This is a genomic window from Sporosarcina koreensis, from assembly GCF_000826145.2.
Classification (GTDB): Bacteria; Bacillota; Bacilli; order Bacillales_A; family Planococcaceae; genus Sporosarcina; species Sporosarcina trichiuri.
In genome coordinates this window covers 26,645-44,758 of the sequence record NZ_LN651337.1, presented here as the reverse complement: position 1 = coordinate 44,758, position 18,114 = coordinate 26,645, and the positions used below count along the sequence as shown (strand labels likewise).

Here is an 18,114-nt window from a genome sequence, read left to right as displayed (position 1 = left end):
TCACTGTAAAAACATCTGGGAGGCAGCACCTATGAAAAAGTTTCTATTGCTTGGAGCGATGGGGGTCCTGCTGGCGGGATGCTCAGACAATCAGGACACCGAGGAGCCTGACACAGCGGATGACCAGACTTCCTCGCTGGAGGATAACTCAGTGAATACTCCGCCGGACAGTGAAGCTGATGCAGAACAGCAGGCTTCCGAAGAAGCGGAAATGGAAGGAACAGATGGGGATTCCGATCAGGCGGTCGAGAGCGGCGAAGCTGAAACTTCCGTGGATGACCCGGCGCTTGCAGACTTCGAGGAATACAGCACGGTCAAGGAAACAGCGGACATCGATGGCCTGAAAGGGATCGTGGAAACCGATAATCCCGGCACCCGTGTCATTCTGTATGAAGACGAAAATGGAGAAAAGAAAGTGAAGAGTATCTTCGTGAAAAAAGAGAACCGGCTGAAAGTCATCTCGCTCGTCGATGACGGCATGCTCTATAACGACATACTGAAATGAAAAAAGGAACAGACCATGCCGGCGGCATGGTCTGTTCCTTTTTCATCACCTGAGGTATCGGCGTGCACCGGCATATTCCCTGTTATACGGTTCAGCTGTGATCGGCATGATTTCGACAGTCCGTTTCGGATTTGGCGAGTGGATCATTTTCCCGTCACCGATATACATCCCGACATGATGGACACTGCCCTGCCCTCTGTTATGTGCAAAGAAGAGGAGATCCCCCGGCTGCAGGCGGTTTTTCGCTACTGCCGTCCCATGCACTGCCTGGACGCTGGCATCCCGCGGCAGCTCGATTCCGTGCTGACGGTAGACCGAATAGGTGAACCCGGAGCAGTCCAGGCCAAAGCCGGAAGTGCCTGCCCACAAGTACGGCAGTCCGTTGAATTTCTTCGCAGTCGCAAGGATATCTTTCTGGGATGGCTTCGGAACGGCTTCCCCCGGCTTCTTCACTTTCACGTCCGTCTGGCGGAGATACATTGCACCATCGACAGGTGTCTGCACTTTGACCCAGCCGGACGAACTGTCAATCACCGGCAGCTCCGTATTGAAACTGATCGTCATGAACGGCTGTCCTGATGCTGCAGAAGTATAAAGCTTGGCTGTCGGTGAGCTGACAACCGCTTTTGCACATCCATCGTAATCGGCATAGCTTGCCTTCACGTGTGCTGCCGGCACCCATCCCGGATAGCCTGCCTTGTTCTTCGGCGAGTACTGGTCTTTCACTGCAATCTGCATCCACTTTCCGGATGTCTTCAGAACTTCGACTTCCTGTCCGTACAGGGCCTGTGTTTCCGTCTTCCCGACGAGCCACTGCTTCTGCGGAATCGTCATCGACTTCGTCCATTTCGCCATATCGGCAGGATCCCCTGTGGCCGGCCGGTCGACGGTGCGTGCAAGATTCGGGGCTTTCCACAAAGTCGTCACCGGCGTGCTGACATGGTAGGTCTTCTTGCTGACCGGCGCGAAACACGTGAGCACTTCACGGAAGTCCGGCTCCAGGATCCGGGCGAGGAAGATTCCGAAATGGGCCCGGGTCAATGTCATTTCCGGCTTGAACGTGTGGTCCGGATAGCCGAACGTAATATTGTTCGCGAACAGGATCCCGATGGACGGGGCTGCAAAGCTTTTCTGATTCACGTCTGTGAATGCAAAGCCTGTCTGGCCCTGTCCTGTCTTCAGGTCGAACGCACGCACGAGGATGGCAGCCATCTCGGCACGCGTCAGATAAGCCCGGGGATTGAATTTCCCCTGCAGACTGCCGACCATGATCCCTTCATCGGCGACGGCTGCTATGATGCCGTACCCCGGCATCCCTTTCTTCACATCGGCGAGTTTCGGATCCGGTCTGCCGGAAGTCGGAAGGTCCCGTGCCTTCACGAGCATTTCAGCAGCGTCAAGTCTGGTGATGGACTTGTTGACGCCGAAAGCGACGTTCGGACCTGAAGCTGTGATACCCCGTTCCGCGAGAAACTCCAATTCGGCTTTGGCCGCGTATTGGTCGCCCACGTCGCTGTAGACTCCGGCGGCAGATGCATCATATGTCACAGAGAAAAAAAGGGCGGCAAGCAGTATGGGGAAAAGCAGTTTTTTAACCATGTACAGCCTCCTGAACCAGTTGATACCTTAAAGGTACACGAGTTACCCGGTTCTGTATAGACTATTTCAGTCAGGAAACTGAATTATTTCACCGCATGATTTCTAGGAGCCTGTTGATTTCCCTTGTGCCGATTTCCTCCCATTTCCGTTTGTCCGCAATACGGCCGTCCTTATCGACCGGTTCCTGGAACTGGTTGAAGGTGGCTGTCAGCAATGAGCTCTCATCGGACTCAAAACCGACGTTGACGACATGCTTGATGAGGAACGGTTTCGCAAAGAGGAGAGCCGCATGATCCTCATCCAGAATTCCCGCAACCACCCGGAACGGCGCCCGGACGTAGATCGTCTCCCCTCCTTCCCTGTTGAGCACCCTGTCAAAAAACCCGCTGTCATAGTCCCAGTTGCCGCCAAGATGATAGCCGGCCTCTTCCAGCCGGTGCCGGATGCTGCCATAATTAGTCTTGCGTCCTTCAAGTCCCGTTGTCAGTTCAATCATTTCAACACTCCTGTCTCTTCCTTTTAGCGTAGTATCTGCTTTCCGGCGGATTCCATACTGGTGATGGAACTGTAAAAACAAACTATGCTATAATCGTTTTGGTACCTGGTATTGAGACGGACTGCTAATTGTAAAAGAAAACCTGCTGAGGGGGATATCACATGCTTGATGAATTGCTGAACTTGAAAGGGAAAAATATTGTCGTCATGGGGGTTGCCAATGAACGGAGCCTTGCATGGGGAATTTCATCCGTACTGTTCGACGTCGGTGCGAACGTGATCTTCACGTACCGGAAAGAACGGTCGCTCGCCAAGCTCGAGAAAGCGCTGGAGAAGAACGGCCGGAATGCACGGCTCGTTGCGGAATGTGACGTGAATGAGGATGAAAGCATTCGTGCCGCGTTCAAGAAGATCGGCGAGGAAGTCGGCGTCATCCACGGCGTTGTCCATTCTGTCGCATTCGCTAACGCAGAGGACCTGCACAACGATTTCGTCGAGACATCACGGGACGGTTATGCGTTCGCCCAGGACACAAGCGCCTACTCCCTCGTCGCGACAGCCCGGGAAGCACGTCCGTATATGACAGAAGGCGGGTCGATCATCACGATGAGCTATCTGGGCGCAGAACGTGTGCTGGATGGCTATAACGTGATGGGGGTCGCAAAAGCGGCACTCGAATCATCGATGCGCTATCTGGCCAATGATCTTGGGAAAGAGAAGATCCGTGTGAATGCGGTTTCGGCGGGCGCTGTCCGTACACTGTCCGCAAAAGGCGTTCCTTCGTTCAATACGATCCTCCACCAAATCGAGGAAAAAGCGCCGCTTCGCCGGAATATCACACTGGAAGAGGTCGCGAAGATGAGCATGGTCATGCTCAGCGATCTGTCGAGCGGTGTGACAGGTGAAGTCGTCTATGTCGATGCCGGCTATAACATCATGGGCTGATTGACGGTAACTAGTAGAAAACAGGCTGTCGGAACGACCGGTGCATACCGGTTAATTCCGTACAGCCTGTTTTTTCAAATCAGTTGTTGGCTTTCATCGCTTTCTTCGTCCCTTTTCCGATGATCGCATCATAATCGATATAGGCGAAAAGGTCTTCCCCGATTGTGCTGCTGAACTGCTGCAGTTCGGCAGCTGTCAGGTCTTCGATCCCCTTGCCTTCCTGCTCGCAATACAAGATCAGGCGGCCGACGATACTGTGGGCATCCCGGAACGGCACCCCTTTGCTGACGAAATAGTCCGCGACTTCTGTCGCATTCAGGAACCCTGCTTTGACCGCGCCTCTCATGTTTTGCTCATTCACCTGCATCGTGTCGATCATGCGCGCCATGATGCCGAGGCAGTCAATGACGGTGTCAGCCGCATCGAAGAATTGTTCCTTATCCTCCTGCATGTCTTTGTTATAGGCAAGCGGCAGCCCTTTCAGCGTCGTCAGAAGAGCGAACAGCGACCCATAGACCCTCCCTGTCTTTCCGCGGATCAGTTCAGCGGCGTCCGGATTCTTCTTTTGCGGCATGATGCTGCTGCCTGTTGAATAGGCATCCGCCATCGTGATGAACTTGAATTCCTGGCTGCTCCACAAAATCAGCTCTTCGCTGAGACGGCTCAGATGCATCATGGCAATGGAGAAATCCGACATGAGCTCCAGCAGGAAATCGCGGTCACTGACACCGTCCATATAATTATCCACGGGTTTAGCGAAGTGCAGCAGCTCGGTCGTCACAGTTCTGTCGATCGTATGTGTCGTGCCGGCGAGCGCCCCGCAGCCGAGCGGGTTTTCATCCATCAGTTCAGCCGCATTCTCGATCCTCTTCTTGTCCCGTTTGAACATTTGGACATACGCGCCGAGATGATGACTGAACGTGACGACCTGTGCCCGCTGCAGATGCGTATATCCGGGCATGATGACATCATGTTGCATCCCCTTTGCATGCAGGGAGTCGATGAGCGATTGAAGGGCAGCAGCAGTTTCCCTTGCTGTCCGTTTCGCGTACAGCCTCATATCGACCGCCACTTGATCATTCCGGCTGCGCGCTGTATGCAGTTTTTTGCCTGCTTCACCGATCCGCTGTGTCAATTGCATTTCGACGAACGAGTGGACGTCTTCATAGTCGCCTTCGACTTTCAAAGCTCCGGAATTGACGTCCGCCTGGATCGCCTCCAGGCCATCCGCAAGCGTCTCCCCTTCTTCCGGTGTCAGCAAATCGCAATGTACCAGCATCGCAACATGTGCAAGGCTGCCTGCGATGTCGTCTGCAATCAGTCGATGGTCGATCGGCAGCGACGTGTTGAACTGCTCCATAAGTTCGTGTTCTTCCGATGTGAAACGTCCGCCCCATAATTTCATATGCCCATCCTCCATTATGTATAATTATTAATTAAGATGAATTATAATTCAATCTTAACCATTTTGCAAACTTCCCTCTTGCCGTCTCGTGCATTTGTATCGGACACGGATTTGGGGTATACTAAACAGTACGCTCATAGAACTGAAAAGCGGGTGATCCTTATGTCCATATTGTCCAATACTGACCGAACTTATAAATTTTCTACCCACTCCCCTGACACACCTGTGTCAGGGGTTTTTGTTTCCCCACTGCAACTATGTGAAATGGAGGCGATCCGATCATGACGAACACCACCCATTCCCGTCCCTCACTCATCGCTATCTGGGTCAGCCTGATCAGCAATATCGCGCTCACCGTCCTGAAGATCATCGTCGGATCGCTGTTCCGCAGTCCCGTGCTGCTTGCGGACGGCTTCCATAATGCCGGGGATGTCGTCGCTTCCGCAGCCGCACTGACATCCATGCGGATTTCCAAACGCCCTCCGGATGAAGACCATCCGTACGGACATGGCAAGGCGGAAGTCATCAGTTCCGCACTCGTCGGCCTCATTTTGGGGGCGGCAGCCATCTATATCGCTGCGGAAGCAGTCAGGGCAATCTTTGAAACACCGGCAGCCGCGAGCCTGCTTGCGCTGATCACCGCTGTTGTTTCGATGATCTGGAAGCAGGCCCTCTATTTCTATACGATGCGGATCGGCAGGAAAGAGAACAGCAAAGGGCTGATCGCAACCGCATACGACCACCTGGCTGATGTGTATGCGTCGCTGGCCGCTGTCATCGGGATCGGACTCGGCCTGCTCGGCAGCTACTTTGATATCCCGGTCCTGCTGTACGGCGATCCTGTTGCAGGATTGATCGTCGCTGTGCTCGTCTTCCGCCTTGCCATCCATATCGGCAAAGAGGCCCTCGATATCCTGATGGAGAAAACTGTGAGCGCTGAACGCCTGGCCGCGTTCGGTGAGCTCATCCATGAGTTCCCGGAAGTGAAGCGGATCGACCGCCTCCGCGCACGTGAACACGGGCATTATGTGTTGGTCGATATCCGGCTCAGCATCCCTGCCGACCTGTCGATCCAGCAAGGCCACGATATTACGAGCCGGCTGCGGAACGCCATCAAAGACGCCAATCCGGACGTGGGGGAAGTGCTCATCCATGTGAATCCATGGTATCCGGATGATGTCGAACTGCCGGAAAAGACGTTATGATGTATACTGGACAATATTGAAGGAGTGGTGGCAATGATATCAAACTGGCTGACAGCCTATATAGAAGCGAATACGACGGATGAGGGAATACCGCTGACGGAAGCGCAGGCCGCTTACGCCAGGGAGAGGGGACTTCTTCCAGCAGGCTCAGAGGTCCTGGCGCCTCCACTGTTCAATCCGTCCTATGTCACGGCGGACAAGGAGACGGACGAAGAGACCCCTGCTGAAGACGGGATCGGCAGCCGGCCAATCACCTGGGTGAAAGACCATCCGGGCAGCTACGTCTATGCAGAAGAGCCGCTGTTCCAGACCGTCGGGGTCGATGGCGTCTCTTTGGAAGCCGATGATGTATTCGGCACAGTGACCGCCCTGTTCGGCCTGCGTTTGCAAAAAAAGCACGGAGAGTGGCTGAAACAGTATATCGATCAGGATCTCGGCACAGCTCCCGGCACCCGGAGCATGATGTTTTCGAATGAAGACGGTCTGTGGGATGTGAATATCGCTCTGGATCACGCGGAAGGATTCTCGGATGCACTGACGTTCAATGACACGCTGCAGTTGCTGTACAGCTGGCTGTTCCGCATGCTGACCGCTCTCGAGGACCAGGCGTGACGATGCAGACAGACCGTTTTCTCTATACGTATGTCCGGCAGACCGATGATCATGACCTCTGCCGGCTCGAAATGCGCGCGCTCTTCGGACAAGACACCACAGCCAACTACCTGTTCAGCGGCCGCTGTATCGATCCCGAGAGGAGCCCTTTCATGAAAGAGCGGCTCGACGTGCTGGCAGCCGCCGATTCCATTGAAGAAATCATCCGGTTCGCAGCAACCCTGCCGGATGACGGCACAACCTTCCAGATCCGCTGCCTGAATACGATGGCTCTCGGTGAAACCGAAAAGATTCCGCACCCCGAGCGCCGCAAGATCGAGCGATCCATCGGGCTGAAGATGGCTGCAGCGGCGGACCTGTTCAGCCCGGACCTGCTATACGGTGTCGTCCGTATCGGGGACACCTTCCTGTTCGGCAGCCTGACAGAAAATACGGCCGGGTGGCGCAACCATATCAAGAAGCCTGAAATGTATTCGACAGCTCTCAGCACGCACGTGGCCCGTGCTGTCGCCAATATCGCCGTTCCCCATCCGGAAGGCGTCCGGGCGATCGATCCGTGCTGCGGCATCGGCAATGTCCTCGTCGAAGCCCGCTCGATGGACATCGACATGACCGGCCGGGACATCAACCCGCTCGCTGTGCTCGGGTCGCGCAAGAACCTCGAACATTTCGGTTTGACGGGCACTGTGGATGTCGGACCGATCGAGGAAGCCGCCGGCTATTATGACGCGGCGGTCATCGATATGCCGTACAACCTTTACACGCATGCGACCCGTGAGCAGCAGGCCTCCATCCTGAAGGCCGCCCGCCCGCTCACCGACAAGCTCGTCCTCGTGACGATCGAAAACATGGACGACCTGCTCGCCGACGCCGGTTTTACGATCACCGACCGGTGCATCGCGAGGAAAGCCCATTTCGAACGGGAAGTTGTGGTTTGTGAATGAAAAGAAACAAGCCGTCCAATTTGGGCGGCTTGTTTGTTTGTATGAATCACCAGGCTGGTATTGTGTAATCAAGTCTCCCAGCCGCTTATTATTAAAGCATGCATATTACTCTTCTACAATCGCGCCCTATTCTAGAATAAACCCTTAAAAAGTCACAATCGATATTATGTTAGTCATCTAGCAATTTTCGGTTTTTACTATATGACTTTCTCAAAGAAATATAATTTAAAAGAAAGAAAAATATTGTTGCTAATGTAGCTGGTCCAATAACATTTACTACTTCTTGTAAGTTAGCTGGAATTCCTTTAAATACACCATAAACGATTATAAACAGGATTCCGAAACGAATCGATCCATAAACTTTAGAACGTTTTTCCTTTTTGTATCTTGCTTTTGTTGCAATTTCAGGATATTCAATACCCGTCAAGGTCGATCTCAAAAGTATATAAATACTCAAAAACCCTAAAGAAATAAGTGCCATCACATCTCCAGGAACATTTAAATCTATTAAAAAAGAATCAACAATTAAATATAGAAAGAGCAATATACTTAAAATTAATACTGATTCAGCTACAAAATACAGAAATCGTTTTTCCCTATATTCATCTTTTGATAATAAGTTAGCAATCCACGTTTTTTCCATTTCAATCTACCTCCCAAAATAATTCATCAAGTGTTTTATCCAATGCTTTTGCAATTGCAATACAAAGATTCAGACTTGGATTATAGTCTCCCTTTTCAATTAAACCAATCGTCTGTCGGGTTACTCCAGTTACTGTGGCTAATTCATCCTGTTTCATAGAAACTTTTATCCGAGCTATCTTCACGTTATTTTTCATAGATACCTCTACTTTCTTGCAATATATATATTACTTACGTAACTTATACTTTACATTACATTTTCTTAAAGTCAATTAAAAAAACGCTAAAAAGTAAAGAATAAATTCCATACTTTTTAGCGTTTAAAACTTTCTTCCGATAAATGGCCCGTTTGTGGAACAATACACGTTACAATCCTCAGCTGCTTTCCATCTGCCTTTACAGCAGATGGAAGCAATCCAATACCCTGTCGCAGCTGAGAGTCCTCATTCGAATATCCTAATTGGTCTTATTTTGAAATCTCCACAGCATAATCCGCCAGCAGCCGAGCTCCGTATCCGGTTGCTGTTTTTGGATAATAGCCGGAATCAGATGTTTTCTGCATGGCCCCAGCCATGTCGACGTGCAGCCACCGCGTGTCCTTGGCGACGAATCGGCGCAAGAAGAGTGCGGCCGTGATCGAACCCGCAAAGCTCAGGGAACTGATATTGTTGAAGTCCGCGTAATCGCTGGCGAGCGTGGTATCGTACGCTTCCACGAGCGGCATCGGCCAGACGGCATCGCCGTTCATTGCCCCGATTTGTTTTAATTTGTCTGCGAGTTCTTCATCCCCGAATACACCGGCGATATCCGAGCCGAGCGCATTTTCGATGGATCCTGTAAGCGTCGCGATATCGAGGGTGTACTTGGCGTTCAATTCACCCGCCCGTATCAGGGCATCGGCGAGGATGAGGCGTCCTTCTGCATCCGTATTGCCGACTTGCACGGTGTGCCCATTTTTGTACCGGATCACTTCACCCGGCAGGACAGCGGTATTGTCTATTGTATTCTCTACCATCGGAATGAGGGCGACTACGTTGACGTCTGCACCGGAATCAGCGAGCAGTTTCATCGCGCCTGCTACTGCCGCCGAACCGCCCATGTCCATCCGCATGTCGCTCAGGTCCTTGCCGCTTTTCAGGCTGATGCCCCCTGTATCGAATGTGACGCCCTTGCCGACAAGCGCGACGAGCGGTTTGTCAGGATTGCTGCGGTAGGTCATTTCGACGAACGATGGTGCATAGCGGCTTCCCCGGCCGACTGTCAGCACGCCGTTCATCTTCATCTCTTCCAGTTTGGCCTTGTCATGGACGGTGATTTCGACGTCGGTGCCGCTGAATGTTTCTTTCAACCGCTCCGGGTACGTTTCCGGATTCAGGACATCCGACAGTTCGTTCATGAGGTCACGGGAGAAGGACATGGCCTCCGCGCGCAGCTCTCCCGTGTGCGCATGCTGCTCTGCTGCCCCTTCTATGGACAGTTTCGTGCAGAACGGTTCAGCGTCAGACTTATATGTGAGGAATTGATATGCCCCTAAGTACCAGCCTTCTGTGAATGCAACCGCAGCGTCTTCTGCCGGGATGGCGGAAAATTGCCGGCTGATGGATGTCGCGGACACTATGGCGCTTTCAACCTTCGCACGGCTCAGTGTCCTGGCTGCTTCCCCCGCAATGGAGCGGACGGTTTCCAGGCACCCTTCCTTGCCTTCTTTAACATTCAGGACATACCATTGCTGCCCGTCCGCGAACACGGAGCTGCCGGAGCCAGCCGGGATCTGCTGTGCAAACGTTCGTAATTCCTCGTTTTGCTGGATGGTTTCGTCTGTCGTAAAGAGCACGTTAACTTGTGTCATTCTCATTCTCCCCATTCTGTCTGGATTGCTATATTAGGATTGTTGTTCCGTTCCCAGTGTACCATATGAACACAGATGATTCGAATTATTGAAGATTCATTTTTCAAGTTCATGCGTTTTGCTGCTTGACCGTTTCTCCCACTTGCTTGAGCGCGCCGGCTTATTGCTTGAGCGCTTCTTCCAGGTGCTTGAGCGCTTCGGGACTTGCTTGAGCGGCCCACTGACTCTTTGAGCGCCCCGGCATCCAGCTTGAGCGTTTCTCCACAAACTTGAGCGCCCCCAGTGCCGGCAAACAAAAAAGCCACCCCTCTGCAGGAATGGCTCAGCTGTTGACGGAATTCATCGTATCACCTTTTTGGACATTTTCATAATTCGCAGCGCCTGTCCGTTTCTTGATTTCCTCTTCGGACAGCGGCGGAGTGATCTTGCTTTCTTCGACCGGGGTCTCTTCCAAGTACTGCGTATTCTCGAGCTTGCGGTTACGCGCGTCCACGTCACGCCCGTAACGCTCAGCCTCGTCAACGGTCATCTGGCTGTTTTCCGGTGCGTTCTCTGGTACATCCACTGCAATTCATCTCCCTTCCATCTGAAACACTTCGGTAACTCAGTATTCCCCCGCCAGGTATATTCAAAACATTTTGCAGGCGGATGAATTCGCTGAGAGGATTGTGGTACGCTGAATATCAGAAGAGGTGATCAGATGAACATATTAGTCGATGCCGACGGCTGTCCCGTCGTCGATCTAACTGTACAAACTGCCAGGCAGCACGGGATCCCCTGCCTGCTCATTTGCGATACCGCCCATCAGATGGAACGTGAAGGCGCGGATACACTTGTCGTCTCCAAGGGTGCAGATGCTGTGGATTTCGTCCTTGTCAACCGGATCCAGCCGGGTGATATCATCGTCACCCAGGATTATGGTCTTGCCGCCATGGCACTTGCAAAACGCGGCAGGCCGATCGATCAGAACGGCAGATGGTATACGGATGACAACATCGACCAGCTGCTGTTCGCCCGGCACACCGCGCAAAAGGTCAGACAGGCCGGTGGGCGGCTGAAAGGACCGAAAAAGAGAACGGCCGAGCAGAATGAGGCATTCCTGAGCAGTCTCGAAAGATTGATCGCCCAGCAGGCTACCTGATTGATTCCTGATAGACATAGCGACCCGCCTGCCTGCATATAGTTAACGCGTTACGGTGCAAGCTGGACAACACATACATCCGCGTCCGTCTCGGCATACAGGCTGTGTTTCTCAAACGGCGCCATGTGCAGAACGGTTTCGGCAGTGACGGAGACCGGTTCGCCTTCCACTGTGAAGCGGACGGTCCCTTTCCTGACGATGATTAGCACTTCCATATCCGCATCATGCTCGGCGACCTCCTCACCTTTGCGCAGCTGGATATTCAATATCTTGCCGTTGGTTCCCGACCATACCGGCTTCACGGATTTCGCCTGCTGTACAAGCTGATTGTTCGTTTCGATCAGTTTCATCCTGAATTCCTCCTCGTTCAGCCAAGTGCGCGCCGCATATCCGGCAGCACTGCTGCAGTCTGTCTTCATTGTACAGATTTCCGTCCCGGCTATCACATATCTTGTCTAACCGCGTTTGCAAAGATGCTAAATAGGAAATAAGTAACTTAAAGACGTTAGGAGGATTTTAAATGCCACAGATTTTATCGGTAAGCACTCACCTTCCGCCGAATCTGGTGAAGCAGGAAGAAGCCGTCGAGCTGTCACGGTCCGTATTCAGCGGCCGTTTCAAGGATATCGAACGGCTTTTGAATGTGTTCCAGAACGGTGATATCGAACAGCGGAATGTCTGCATGCCGCTCGATTGGTATGGAAGACCGCATGACTTTGAAGAGCGCAACGATCTGTACATATCGAAAGCTGTAGAATACGGCACATTGGCAGTTACGGACTGCCTGCATTCAAGTTTTCTGGATCACCCCGTCTCCTACGAAGATATCGATGCCATCATCTTCGTTTCCAGTACGGGTATCGCGACACCGAGCATCGAAGCACGCATCATGAACAAGCTGCCTTTCCGCGATGACGTCAAGCGGATTCCGCTGTGGGGGCTCGGTTGTGCCGGGGGTGCAGCGGGGCTCAGCCGCGCCCACGAGTACTGCCGTGCCTATCCGAAGGCGAACGTGCTCGTCCTGGCGATCGAACTGTGCAGTCTGACGTTCCAGAAAGACGACTATTCGAAGAGCAACCTGGTCGGCGTCTCCTTGTTCTCGGACGGCGTCGCCTGTGCACTTATTGCGGGTGATGATTCGGCCTTGTCAACGGACCGGGTTCGCCCTTCCATCATCGGGACAACGTCCAAGCTGATGCCGGATTCCGAGGAGGTCATGGGCTGGGATGTGAAGAACAACGGCCTGTATGTCGTTTTTTCGAAAAGCATTCCAACAATCATCACTGAATGGCTCGGGCCGTTCGTCCATCAGTTTTTGGCAGGTCATGGGCTGAATGATCAGGACATCTCACATTTCGTCGCCCATCCAGGCGGCAAGAAGGTGCTGAAGGCGTATGAAGATGCCCTGCATTTCGACAGTTCCATGACGGCCATTTCGAGGGATGTCCTGCGCATGAACGGCAACATGTCCTCCCCTACTGTGCTGTATGTCTTGAAGCGGTTCATGGAAACCGGACCTGCGGCCGGCGAATACGGTGTGCTGGCAGCGCTCGGTCCCGGGTTTTCCGGGGAACTCCAGCTGCTGAAATGGGAATGAGGTGGACTGATTGCTGTTCTGGATCCTGTTTTTGATCGTCGTCTGTCAGCGTCTCGCTGAACTGGCTGTTGCCAAGAGCAACGAAAAGAGGATGAAAGCGCAGGGGGCGTATGAAGTTGGTGCACGTCATTATCCGGCGATCGTCCTGCTGCACACAGCGTTCTTCGTCTCCCTGCTGCTTGAAGTGCTCATCCGGAAGCCGCCGCTCTCGCCGGTCTGGGGGCTGCTGCTCGCCGTCTTCCTGCTTACGCAAGTGCTGAGGATCTGGTGCCTGGCATCCCTCGGCAAGTATTGGAATACGAAGATCATCATACTTCCCGGTGCGGATGTTGTGATGAGAGGCCCTTACCGCTTCATCCGCCATCCGAATTATGTTATCGTCGCAACGGAGATCTTGGTTCTGCCGCTGATATTCGGTGCCTGGATCACGGCCATCCTCTTCACACTGCTGAACATCTGGATGATGTCCGTCCGGATTCCGGAAGAAGAGCGTGCGCTGAAGGAAGCCACCAATTACAAAGAGAAGTTCTCATTGGATAATTGAAAACAGCGGTCCGTCATCGAGACGGACCGCTGTTTTTTCATGCGGATTCTCTATCATATGTGAGAGTCTTGCCTGTCAGGCTGAACAGGATCGTCAGTACGGGAGAGAACAGGCAGAACAGCGCGAAACCGAAATAGTCTGCGACCGGGACGCCGAGTACATCGGCGATGAAGATCCCGCAGACACTCCATGGGACCAGCGGATTGACGACCGTCCCGGCATCCTCCATGACGCGGCTCAGATTTTTGCTGGCGAGTCCGAGCTTTTTGAACTGCCCCTGGAACGCCTGGCCGGTCAGCAGGATGGATAAGTACTGTTCACCGATCAGGACGTTGATGCTGACAGCGGTGGCGGCGGATGCCCCGATGACGGAGCCCGCTGTCCGGAGCGACTGCTCCACTCGTGCAAGCAGCGTCTGGACGATCCCGAGCTTGAACAGCAAGCCGCCCATCGTAAGAGCCAGTACCACCAGAGTGATCGTGAAGAACATGCTGCTGATCCCTCCCCGGGTCAGCAGGCTGTCCACCGCCTCCACGCCCGTTTCCGAGACGAACCCGCCGAACAGGATGCCGAACACCTCGGATGCGCTGTACGGATGCAGCCCGCAGCCGACCGCGACTGCCGAAGCTGTGCTGCCAGCAAGCGTCATCAGTGCAGGGACTTTCATCAGTGTCAGGGCGATCAGAAGTACGAGCGGCACGAACGAGACCCAATGGACGAGTCCTGTCTCGATCAGCGCCTCCCGGAACGAGTGGATCGTATCCATCTTCGCTCCGTCAGCAGCGGGCGACAGGATGGCGAAGATGATGAACGACAGCACGAATGCCGGCACGGTCGTCCACATCATATTGCGGATATGGGCGAACAGGTCGACTCCGACGAGCGAAGACGCCAGATTGGTCGTATCCGAAAGCGGCGACATTTTGTCCCCGAAGAACGCTCCGGAAACGATGGCTCCAGCTGCGATCGCAGGCGACAGACCGAGCACACCAGCCATACTGAGCAGTGCAACGCCGACGGTCGCCACGGTTGTCAGCGAGCTGCCGATGGAGATACCGATGACCGCTGTGACCGTGAAGGCGATCGCATAGAAGTACGTAGGTGTAATGAGCTGGAACCCCGCATTGATGAGACTCGGGATCGTCCCGCTCATCATCCAGCTGCTGATCAGCATGCCGATGAAAAAGAACAGGAACACTGCGCCCATACCGGCACCGGCACCTTCGGTCATCCCTTCCTGCAGCGTGCGGTACGGGACTTTCCTGAACAGGCCGTATCCGATGAGCAGAAGGATGGCGGCCAGTATAGGGAGGTGCGGCACGGCGCCGAACCCGATGATGCTGACACTGATTGTCAGGATGATCAGGACGGCGAGTGATAGAGATGCTGTGAATGATGGTTTGATAACTGGCTGGATGTGGTCCATGTCGTGCCCTCCTCGGCAAATGCAAAAAACTCCATTCGTCCCCATAAACAGGGACGAAGGAGTTCTCCGCGGTACCACCCAGATTGACAGGCAGCCAGGGCCCGTCCGCTTCATTGGTCTCAAAGCTGTACAACCGATGACGTACTTCACAATCCGGCTGCCTGGACTCCCACCGACCGTCCAGTCTCTGTCTTCTGCATACCCGGATGTGCTACTGCATCATCACTTTGATCACTATTCATGATATATCGGAACGAATGTTATTGAAATCTTACCACGCAAAATCGGATTGTCAAGCACGCATCGATTTCATCGCTGTTCACAAGCGACGCCGTCTTTGTCGCCGTCCAGCCGATCCGTATACGCGGGATGGCCTTTCTTCACACCATCCGGGTACACTTTACGCAATTTGGTGCAGTTCGCGAATGTCTCTTTCGCCTTATCTTTTGCTGAAGACGGCTTTGGCGCTGACGATGCTCCTTTCCCCTCCGGATAGGCAGTACTGTCAAAACCGCGGTCGGTCGCATAGTCCTCAAGCGTCCAGATACCGATCCCCTTCTTTTTCGCTTCAGCTTGCTTCCTCTCATACTCATCGAGATGACGGGTGTTCGGTGGGTACACATACGCCACACGCGCAAGACCCTCTTCCAGCAGTTTCTCCTGCACACTCTCTCCGTCTATGTAGATATAGGCGAGCAGCCGGTTGTATTTGTCATACTTCGGTCCGACGTCGAACTCGATTTCCAATCTGCCGCTATTGAGGATCTCCTGATTCCGCCGTTTCGCCTCTTCGCCGAACGGCTGCTTTCCGAGACGCGGATGGTTCGTCTCCGGCGTGTCGATCAGCAGATAGCGCACGTTCTGCTCTTTGCCTTCGTACTCGATTTTGATCGTATCACCGTCAATGGTTTTGATAAGCTCAACTGGGATCAGCCCTTCCCTGGTCGGAGCCGTCTCTTCCGCCGGGCCGAACAAATAATAGGCACCGGCCAGGATGACAGCGATGACTAATGCGGACAGGCTCCCTTTCGTCTTCCGTCTGCTTCTGTTCTGCGGCATTTCGCCCACCACTTTCCTTACGTCATTCTTGTCAGTTTACCAGCATTGCAGGCAGATGAAAAGCAGCCGCGGCAATGGCGGCTGCTCCTGAATTTATCGGTTCCAGTGGCGGTGCTGTGCGACTGCCTGGACGAATTGGTCAGCGAATCCATCTTGTCCGGCTGCCACCATACCGTCCGTCATTTCGACGTTCGATTTCTCTGCGAGCGGCTGTGCTTTCGACAGAAGGGCGATCGGTTTGAAATGTTTGTACGCTTCGTTCAGGAAGTCGACCGTATCCATTTCATACTGCTGCTGGTTCTCCGCGTCCCCGCCTGCAGCGACGATTGCATCATAGAGGACAGCGTGCATCGTCTGGGTCGTTTCATCGATTTCCGCTTCCAGGCCGCCTGCTCCGGTCACGGTTCCGTACCGTTCACCGATCAGATCGACATTCATACCTGCGTTCAGGCACGTCTCGACAAGTGTCTCCACTTCTTTGTCGTCGAATCCATTGCCGATCAGGATTCCGACTTTGCGGGTATCCGGAAGTTTCGCTTTGTTTTCCTGGCTGAGAGCAGGTGACTCTTTCTCAACAGTGCTCTCTTCATCGCCGTTCGGTGCGTGTACACCGACTGCATGGGCAACTGCAGAAGCAAGCCCGTTATCTACGTTGCCGAACATGTCGACGACCTGCTGGCGGACGTCTTTGTTTTTCACCTTGCCGACTTCAAAGCTGAACGCATCGACAATATGCTTTTTCTCCGGCAGACTCATGCTGTTCCAGAACAGCTTCGCCTGGGAGAAATGGTCTTTAAACGAATCGCTCCGTGCGGCAACCTTCCGACCTTCCACCTTCTCCTGATAATGGACATATCCGCCATCCGCTTCCGAGGATACGGAAGGTGTGTTATCCGCCATCGAGTTTTTGTGGTAGGCGACCTGTCCTGTATTGATGGTCTGACGGCCGTAGCCATCCCGCTGGTTGTTGTGGAACGGACAGACCGGACGGTTGATGGGCAGTTCATGGAAATTCGGCCCGCCGAGACGGATCAGCTGTGTATCCGTATAGGAGAACAGACGGCCCTGCAGCAGCGGGTCATTCGAGAAATCGATGCCCGGCACGACATGGCCGGGATGGAATGCCACCTGTTCCGTTTCAGCGAATACATTGTCCACATTCCGGTTGAGCGTCATCTTTCCGATGAGCTTGACCGGCACATCCTCTTCCGGCCAGATTTTTGTCGGATCCAGAATATCGAATTCGAAATTGAACTCATCTTCCTCCGGTACGATCTGCACACCAAGCTCCCATTCCGGATAATCACCGTTCTCGATACTTTCCCAAAGATCCCGGCGGTGGAAATCCGGATCTTTCCCGCTCACTTTCTGGGCCTCATCCCAGACGAGCGAGTGGACGCCCAGTTTCGGCTTCCAATGGAATTTGACAAAATGAGATTTCCCTTCCGCGTTGATGAACCGGAAGGTATGTACGCCGAACCCTTCCATCATGCGGAAACTTCTCGGAATCGCACGATCGGACATATGCCACATGATCATATGTGCGGATTCCTGGTTGTTCGCAACAAAATCCCAGAACGTATCGTGGGCGGACGCCGCCTGCGGCATCTCATTATGCGGTTCCGGCTTCACGGCATGGACGAGGTCAGGGAATTTGATGGCATCCTGGATGAAGAATACCGGCATATTGTTGCCGACGAGATCATAATTCCCTTCTTCCGTATAGAACTTCACGGCAAATCCGCGGACGTCACGCACCGTTTCCGCGGAACCGCGGCTTCCGGCAACAGTCGAGAACCGTGTGAAGACCGGTGTTTTCTTTCCTGGCGTCTGAAGGAAGCCGGCCTTCGTATACTCGCTCATCGACTCGTACAGTTCAAACTCACCGTGCGCGGCATACCCTCTCGCGTGCACGACCCGCTCAGGGATACGCTCGTGATCGAAGTGCGTCATCTTTTCACGGAAATGGAAGTCTTCCATCAGGGTCGGCCCGCGGTCACCCGCTTTCAGCGAATGCTCATCCTCCGAAACTTTCAGTCCCTGGTTCGTCGTCATCGATTTGTTATGGTCATTGGAACGAAACGTCTCGAGCTGGCGATGCTTTTCGTTCTGCATGTCTTTTTCGTTTTGCACTGTTCCGCCTCCA

20 protein-coding genes are annotated in these 18,114 nt (G+C 53.4%); 9 read left to right on the top strand and 11 right to left on the bottom strand.

Features of this window, described 5'->3' with window-relative positions; translation table 11 throughout:
* The first annotated feature begins 31 nt into the window (after nucleotides 1-31).
* The gene (locus BN1190_RS05950) at nucleotides 32-505 is read left to right on the top strand and encodes a hypothetical protein (protein ID WP_052461722.1); all 474 of its coding nucleotides are present in this window, start codon (nucleotides 32-34) and stop codon (nucleotides 503-505) included.
* Between the two features lie 45 nt (nucleotides 506-550).
* Here BN1190_RS05950 and BN1190_RS05945 read toward each other — a convergent pair whose 3' ends face one another.
* Together BN1190_RS05945 and BN1190_RS05940 are read right to left on the bottom strand one after the other, a co-directional pair.
* Nucleotides 551-2,104: an NlpC/P60 family protein gene (locus BN1190_RS05945; protein WP_082023286.1), complete on the bottom strand. Its 1,554-nt coding sequence runs from the start codon at nucleotides 2,102-2,104 to the stop codon at nucleotides 551-553.
* A gap of 88 nt (nucleotides 2,105-2,192) precedes the next feature.
* Nucleotides 2,193-2,600 carry a YugN family protein gene (locus BN1190_RS05940; protein ID WP_040286082.1) on the bottom strand — a complete coding sequence of 136 codons (408 nt, stop codon included), beginning with the start codon at nucleotides 2,598-2,600 and terminating at the stop codon, nucleotides 2,193-2,195.
* Between the two features lie 161 nt (nucleotides 2,601-2,761).
* On the opposite strand from BN1190_RS05940, the gene BN1190_RS05935 reads away from it, so the two are divergent.
* Nucleotides 2,762-3,544 (top strand): enoyl-ACP reductase FabI, encoded by a 783-nt coding sequence (locus BN1190_RS05935; protein ID WP_040286081.1) that lies wholly within the window; start codon nucleotides 2,762-2,764, stop codon nucleotides 3,542-3,544.
* Between the two features lie 79 nt (nucleotides 3,545-3,623).
* Here the strand turns inward: BN1190_RS05935 and argH are convergent, their stop codons facing one another.
* Complete coding sequence (gene argH / locus BN1190_RS05930; RefSeq protein WP_040286080.1) at nucleotides 3,624-4,949, bottom strand: argininosuccinate lyase; 1,326 nt, start codon at nucleotides 4,947-4,949, stop codon at nucleotides 3,624-3,626.
* 281 nt (nucleotides 4,950-5,230) lie between these two features.
* Here argH and BN1190_RS05925 point away from each other — a divergent pair, with 281 nt between their 5' ends.
* The 3 genes from BN1190_RS05925 to BN1190_RS05915 are packed head-to-tail and all read left to right on the top strand — an operon-like array spanning nucleotide 5,231 to nucleotide 7,710.
* On the top strand, nucleotides 5,231-6,154 hold the full coding sequence (locus BN1190_RS05925; RefSeq protein WP_040286079.1) for a cation diffusion facilitator family transporter: 924 nt from the start codon (nucleotides 5,231-5,233) through the stop codon (nucleotides 6,152-6,154).
* Between the two features lie 33 nt (nucleotides 6,155-6,187).
* Nucleotides 6,188-6,766 carry a hypothetical protein gene (locus tag BN1190_RS05920; protein WP_052461721.1) on the top strand — a complete coding sequence of 193 codons (579 nt, stop codon included), beginning with the start codon at nucleotides 6,188-6,190 and terminating at the stop codon, nucleotides 6,764-6,766.
* A gap of 2 nt (nucleotides 6,767-6,768) precedes the next feature.
* Nucleotides 6,769-7,710: a TRM11 family SAM-dependent methyltransferase gene (locus BN1190_RS05915; RefSeq protein WP_040286078.1), complete on the top strand. Its 942-nt coding sequence runs from the start codon at nucleotides 6,769-6,771 to the stop codon at nucleotides 7,708-7,710.
* Between the two features lie 169 nt (nucleotides 7,711-7,879).
* Here BN1190_RS05915 and BN1190_RS05910 read toward each other — a convergent pair whose 3' ends face one another.
* Together BN1190_RS05910 and BN1190_RS05905 are read right to left on the bottom strand one after the other, a co-directional pair.
* Nucleotides 7,880-8,353: a hypothetical protein gene (locus BN1190_RS05910; RefSeq protein ID WP_040286077.1), complete on the bottom strand. Its 474-nt coding sequence runs from the start codon at nucleotides 8,351-8,353 to the stop codon at nucleotides 7,880-7,882.
* A 1-nt stretch (nucleotide 8,354) separates the two neighbouring features.
* Nucleotides 8,355-8,549 carry a helix-turn-helix transcriptional regulator gene (locus tag BN1190_RS05905; RefSeq protein ID WP_040286076.1) on the bottom strand — a complete coding sequence of 65 codons (195 nt, stop codon included), beginning with the start codon at nucleotides 8,547-8,549 and terminating at the stop codon, nucleotides 8,355-8,357.
* Nucleotides 8,550-8,551: 2 nt separating this feature from the next.
* On the opposite strand from BN1190_RS05905, the gene BN1190_RS15375 reads away from it, so the two are divergent.
* Nucleotides 8,552-8,653 (top strand): DUF1563 domain-containing protein, encoded by a 102-nt coding sequence (locus tag BN1190_RS15375; RefSeq protein ID WP_144036124.1) that lies wholly within the window; start codon nucleotides 8,552-8,554, stop codon nucleotides 8,651-8,653.
* A gap of 165 nt (nucleotides 8,654-8,818) precedes the next feature.
* Here BN1190_RS15375 and BN1190_RS05900 read toward each other — a convergent pair whose 3' ends face one another.
* Nucleotides 8,819-10,201: a leucyl aminopeptidase family protein gene (locus BN1190_RS05900; protein WP_040286075.1), complete on the bottom strand. Its 1,383-nt coding sequence runs from the start codon at nucleotides 10,199-10,201 to the stop codon at nucleotides 8,819-8,821.
* Between the two features lie 322 nt (nucleotides 10,202-10,523).
* The gene (locus tag BN1190_RS05895) at nucleotides 10,524-10,766 is read right to left on the bottom strand and encodes a hypothetical protein (protein ID WP_040286074.1); all 243 of its coding nucleotides are present in this window, start codon (nucleotides 10,764-10,766) and stop codon (nucleotides 10,524-10,526) included.
* 135 nt (nucleotides 10,767-10,901) lie between these two features.
* Here BN1190_RS05895 and BN1190_RS05890 point away from each other — a divergent pair, with 135 nt between their 5' ends.
* On the top strand, nucleotides 10,902-11,342 hold the full coding sequence (locus BN1190_RS05890; RefSeq protein ID WP_040286073.1) for a YaiI/YqxD family protein: 441 nt from the start codon (nucleotides 10,902-10,904) through the stop codon (nucleotides 11,340-11,342).
* Between the two features lie 50 nt (nucleotides 11,343-11,392).
* Here the strand turns inward: BN1190_RS05890 and BN1190_RS05885 are convergent, their stop codons facing one another.
* Entirely contained in the window at nucleotides 11,393-11,692 is a 300-nt protein-coding gene (locus BN1190_RS05885; protein ID WP_040287158.1) for an AraC family ligand binding domain-containing protein, read from the bottom strand.
* Nucleotides 11,693-11,862: 170 nt separating this feature from the next.
* Here BN1190_RS05885 and BN1190_RS05880 point away from each other — a divergent pair, with 170 nt between their 5' ends.
* Nucleotides 11,863-12,939 (top strand): type III polyketide synthase, encoded by a 1,077-nt coding sequence (locus BN1190_RS05880; RefSeq protein ID WP_040286072.1) that lies wholly within the window; start codon nucleotides 11,863-11,865, stop codon nucleotides 12,937-12,939.
* 10 nt (nucleotides 12,940-12,949) lie between these two features.
* Complete coding sequence (locus BN1190_RS05875; RefSeq protein ID WP_040286071.1) at nucleotides 12,950-13,483, top strand: isoprenylcysteine carboxyl methyltransferase family protein; 534 nt, start codon at nucleotides 12,950-12,952, stop codon at nucleotides 13,481-13,483.
* A gap of 37 nt (nucleotides 13,484-13,520) precedes the next feature.
* Here the strand turns inward: BN1190_RS05875 and BN1190_RS05870 are convergent, their stop codons facing one another.
* From BN1190_RS05870 to BN1190_RS05860, 3 genes are all read right to left on the bottom strand, one after another.
* Complete coding sequence (locus BN1190_RS05870) at nucleotides 13,521-14,909, bottom strand: Na+/H+ antiporter NhaC family protein (RefSeq protein ID WP_040286070.1); 1,389 nt, start codon at nucleotides 14,907-14,909, stop codon at nucleotides 13,521-13,523.
* A 309-nt stretch (nucleotides 14,910-15,218) separates the two neighbouring features.
* Nucleotides 15,219-15,977, bottom strand: coding sequence for a thermonuclease family protein (locus BN1190_RS05865; protein WP_425313927.1), 759 nt, complete (start codon nucleotides 15,975-15,977; stop codon nucleotides 15,219-15,221).
* A gap of 84 nt (nucleotides 15,978-16,061) precedes the next feature.
* Nucleotides 16,062-18,083 (bottom strand): catalase, encoded by a 2,022-nt coding sequence (locus BN1190_RS05860; RefSeq protein WP_040287157.1) that lies wholly within the window; start codon nucleotides 18,081-18,083, stop codon nucleotides 16,062-16,064.
* Nucleotides 18,084-18,114: the final 31 nt, after the last annotated feature.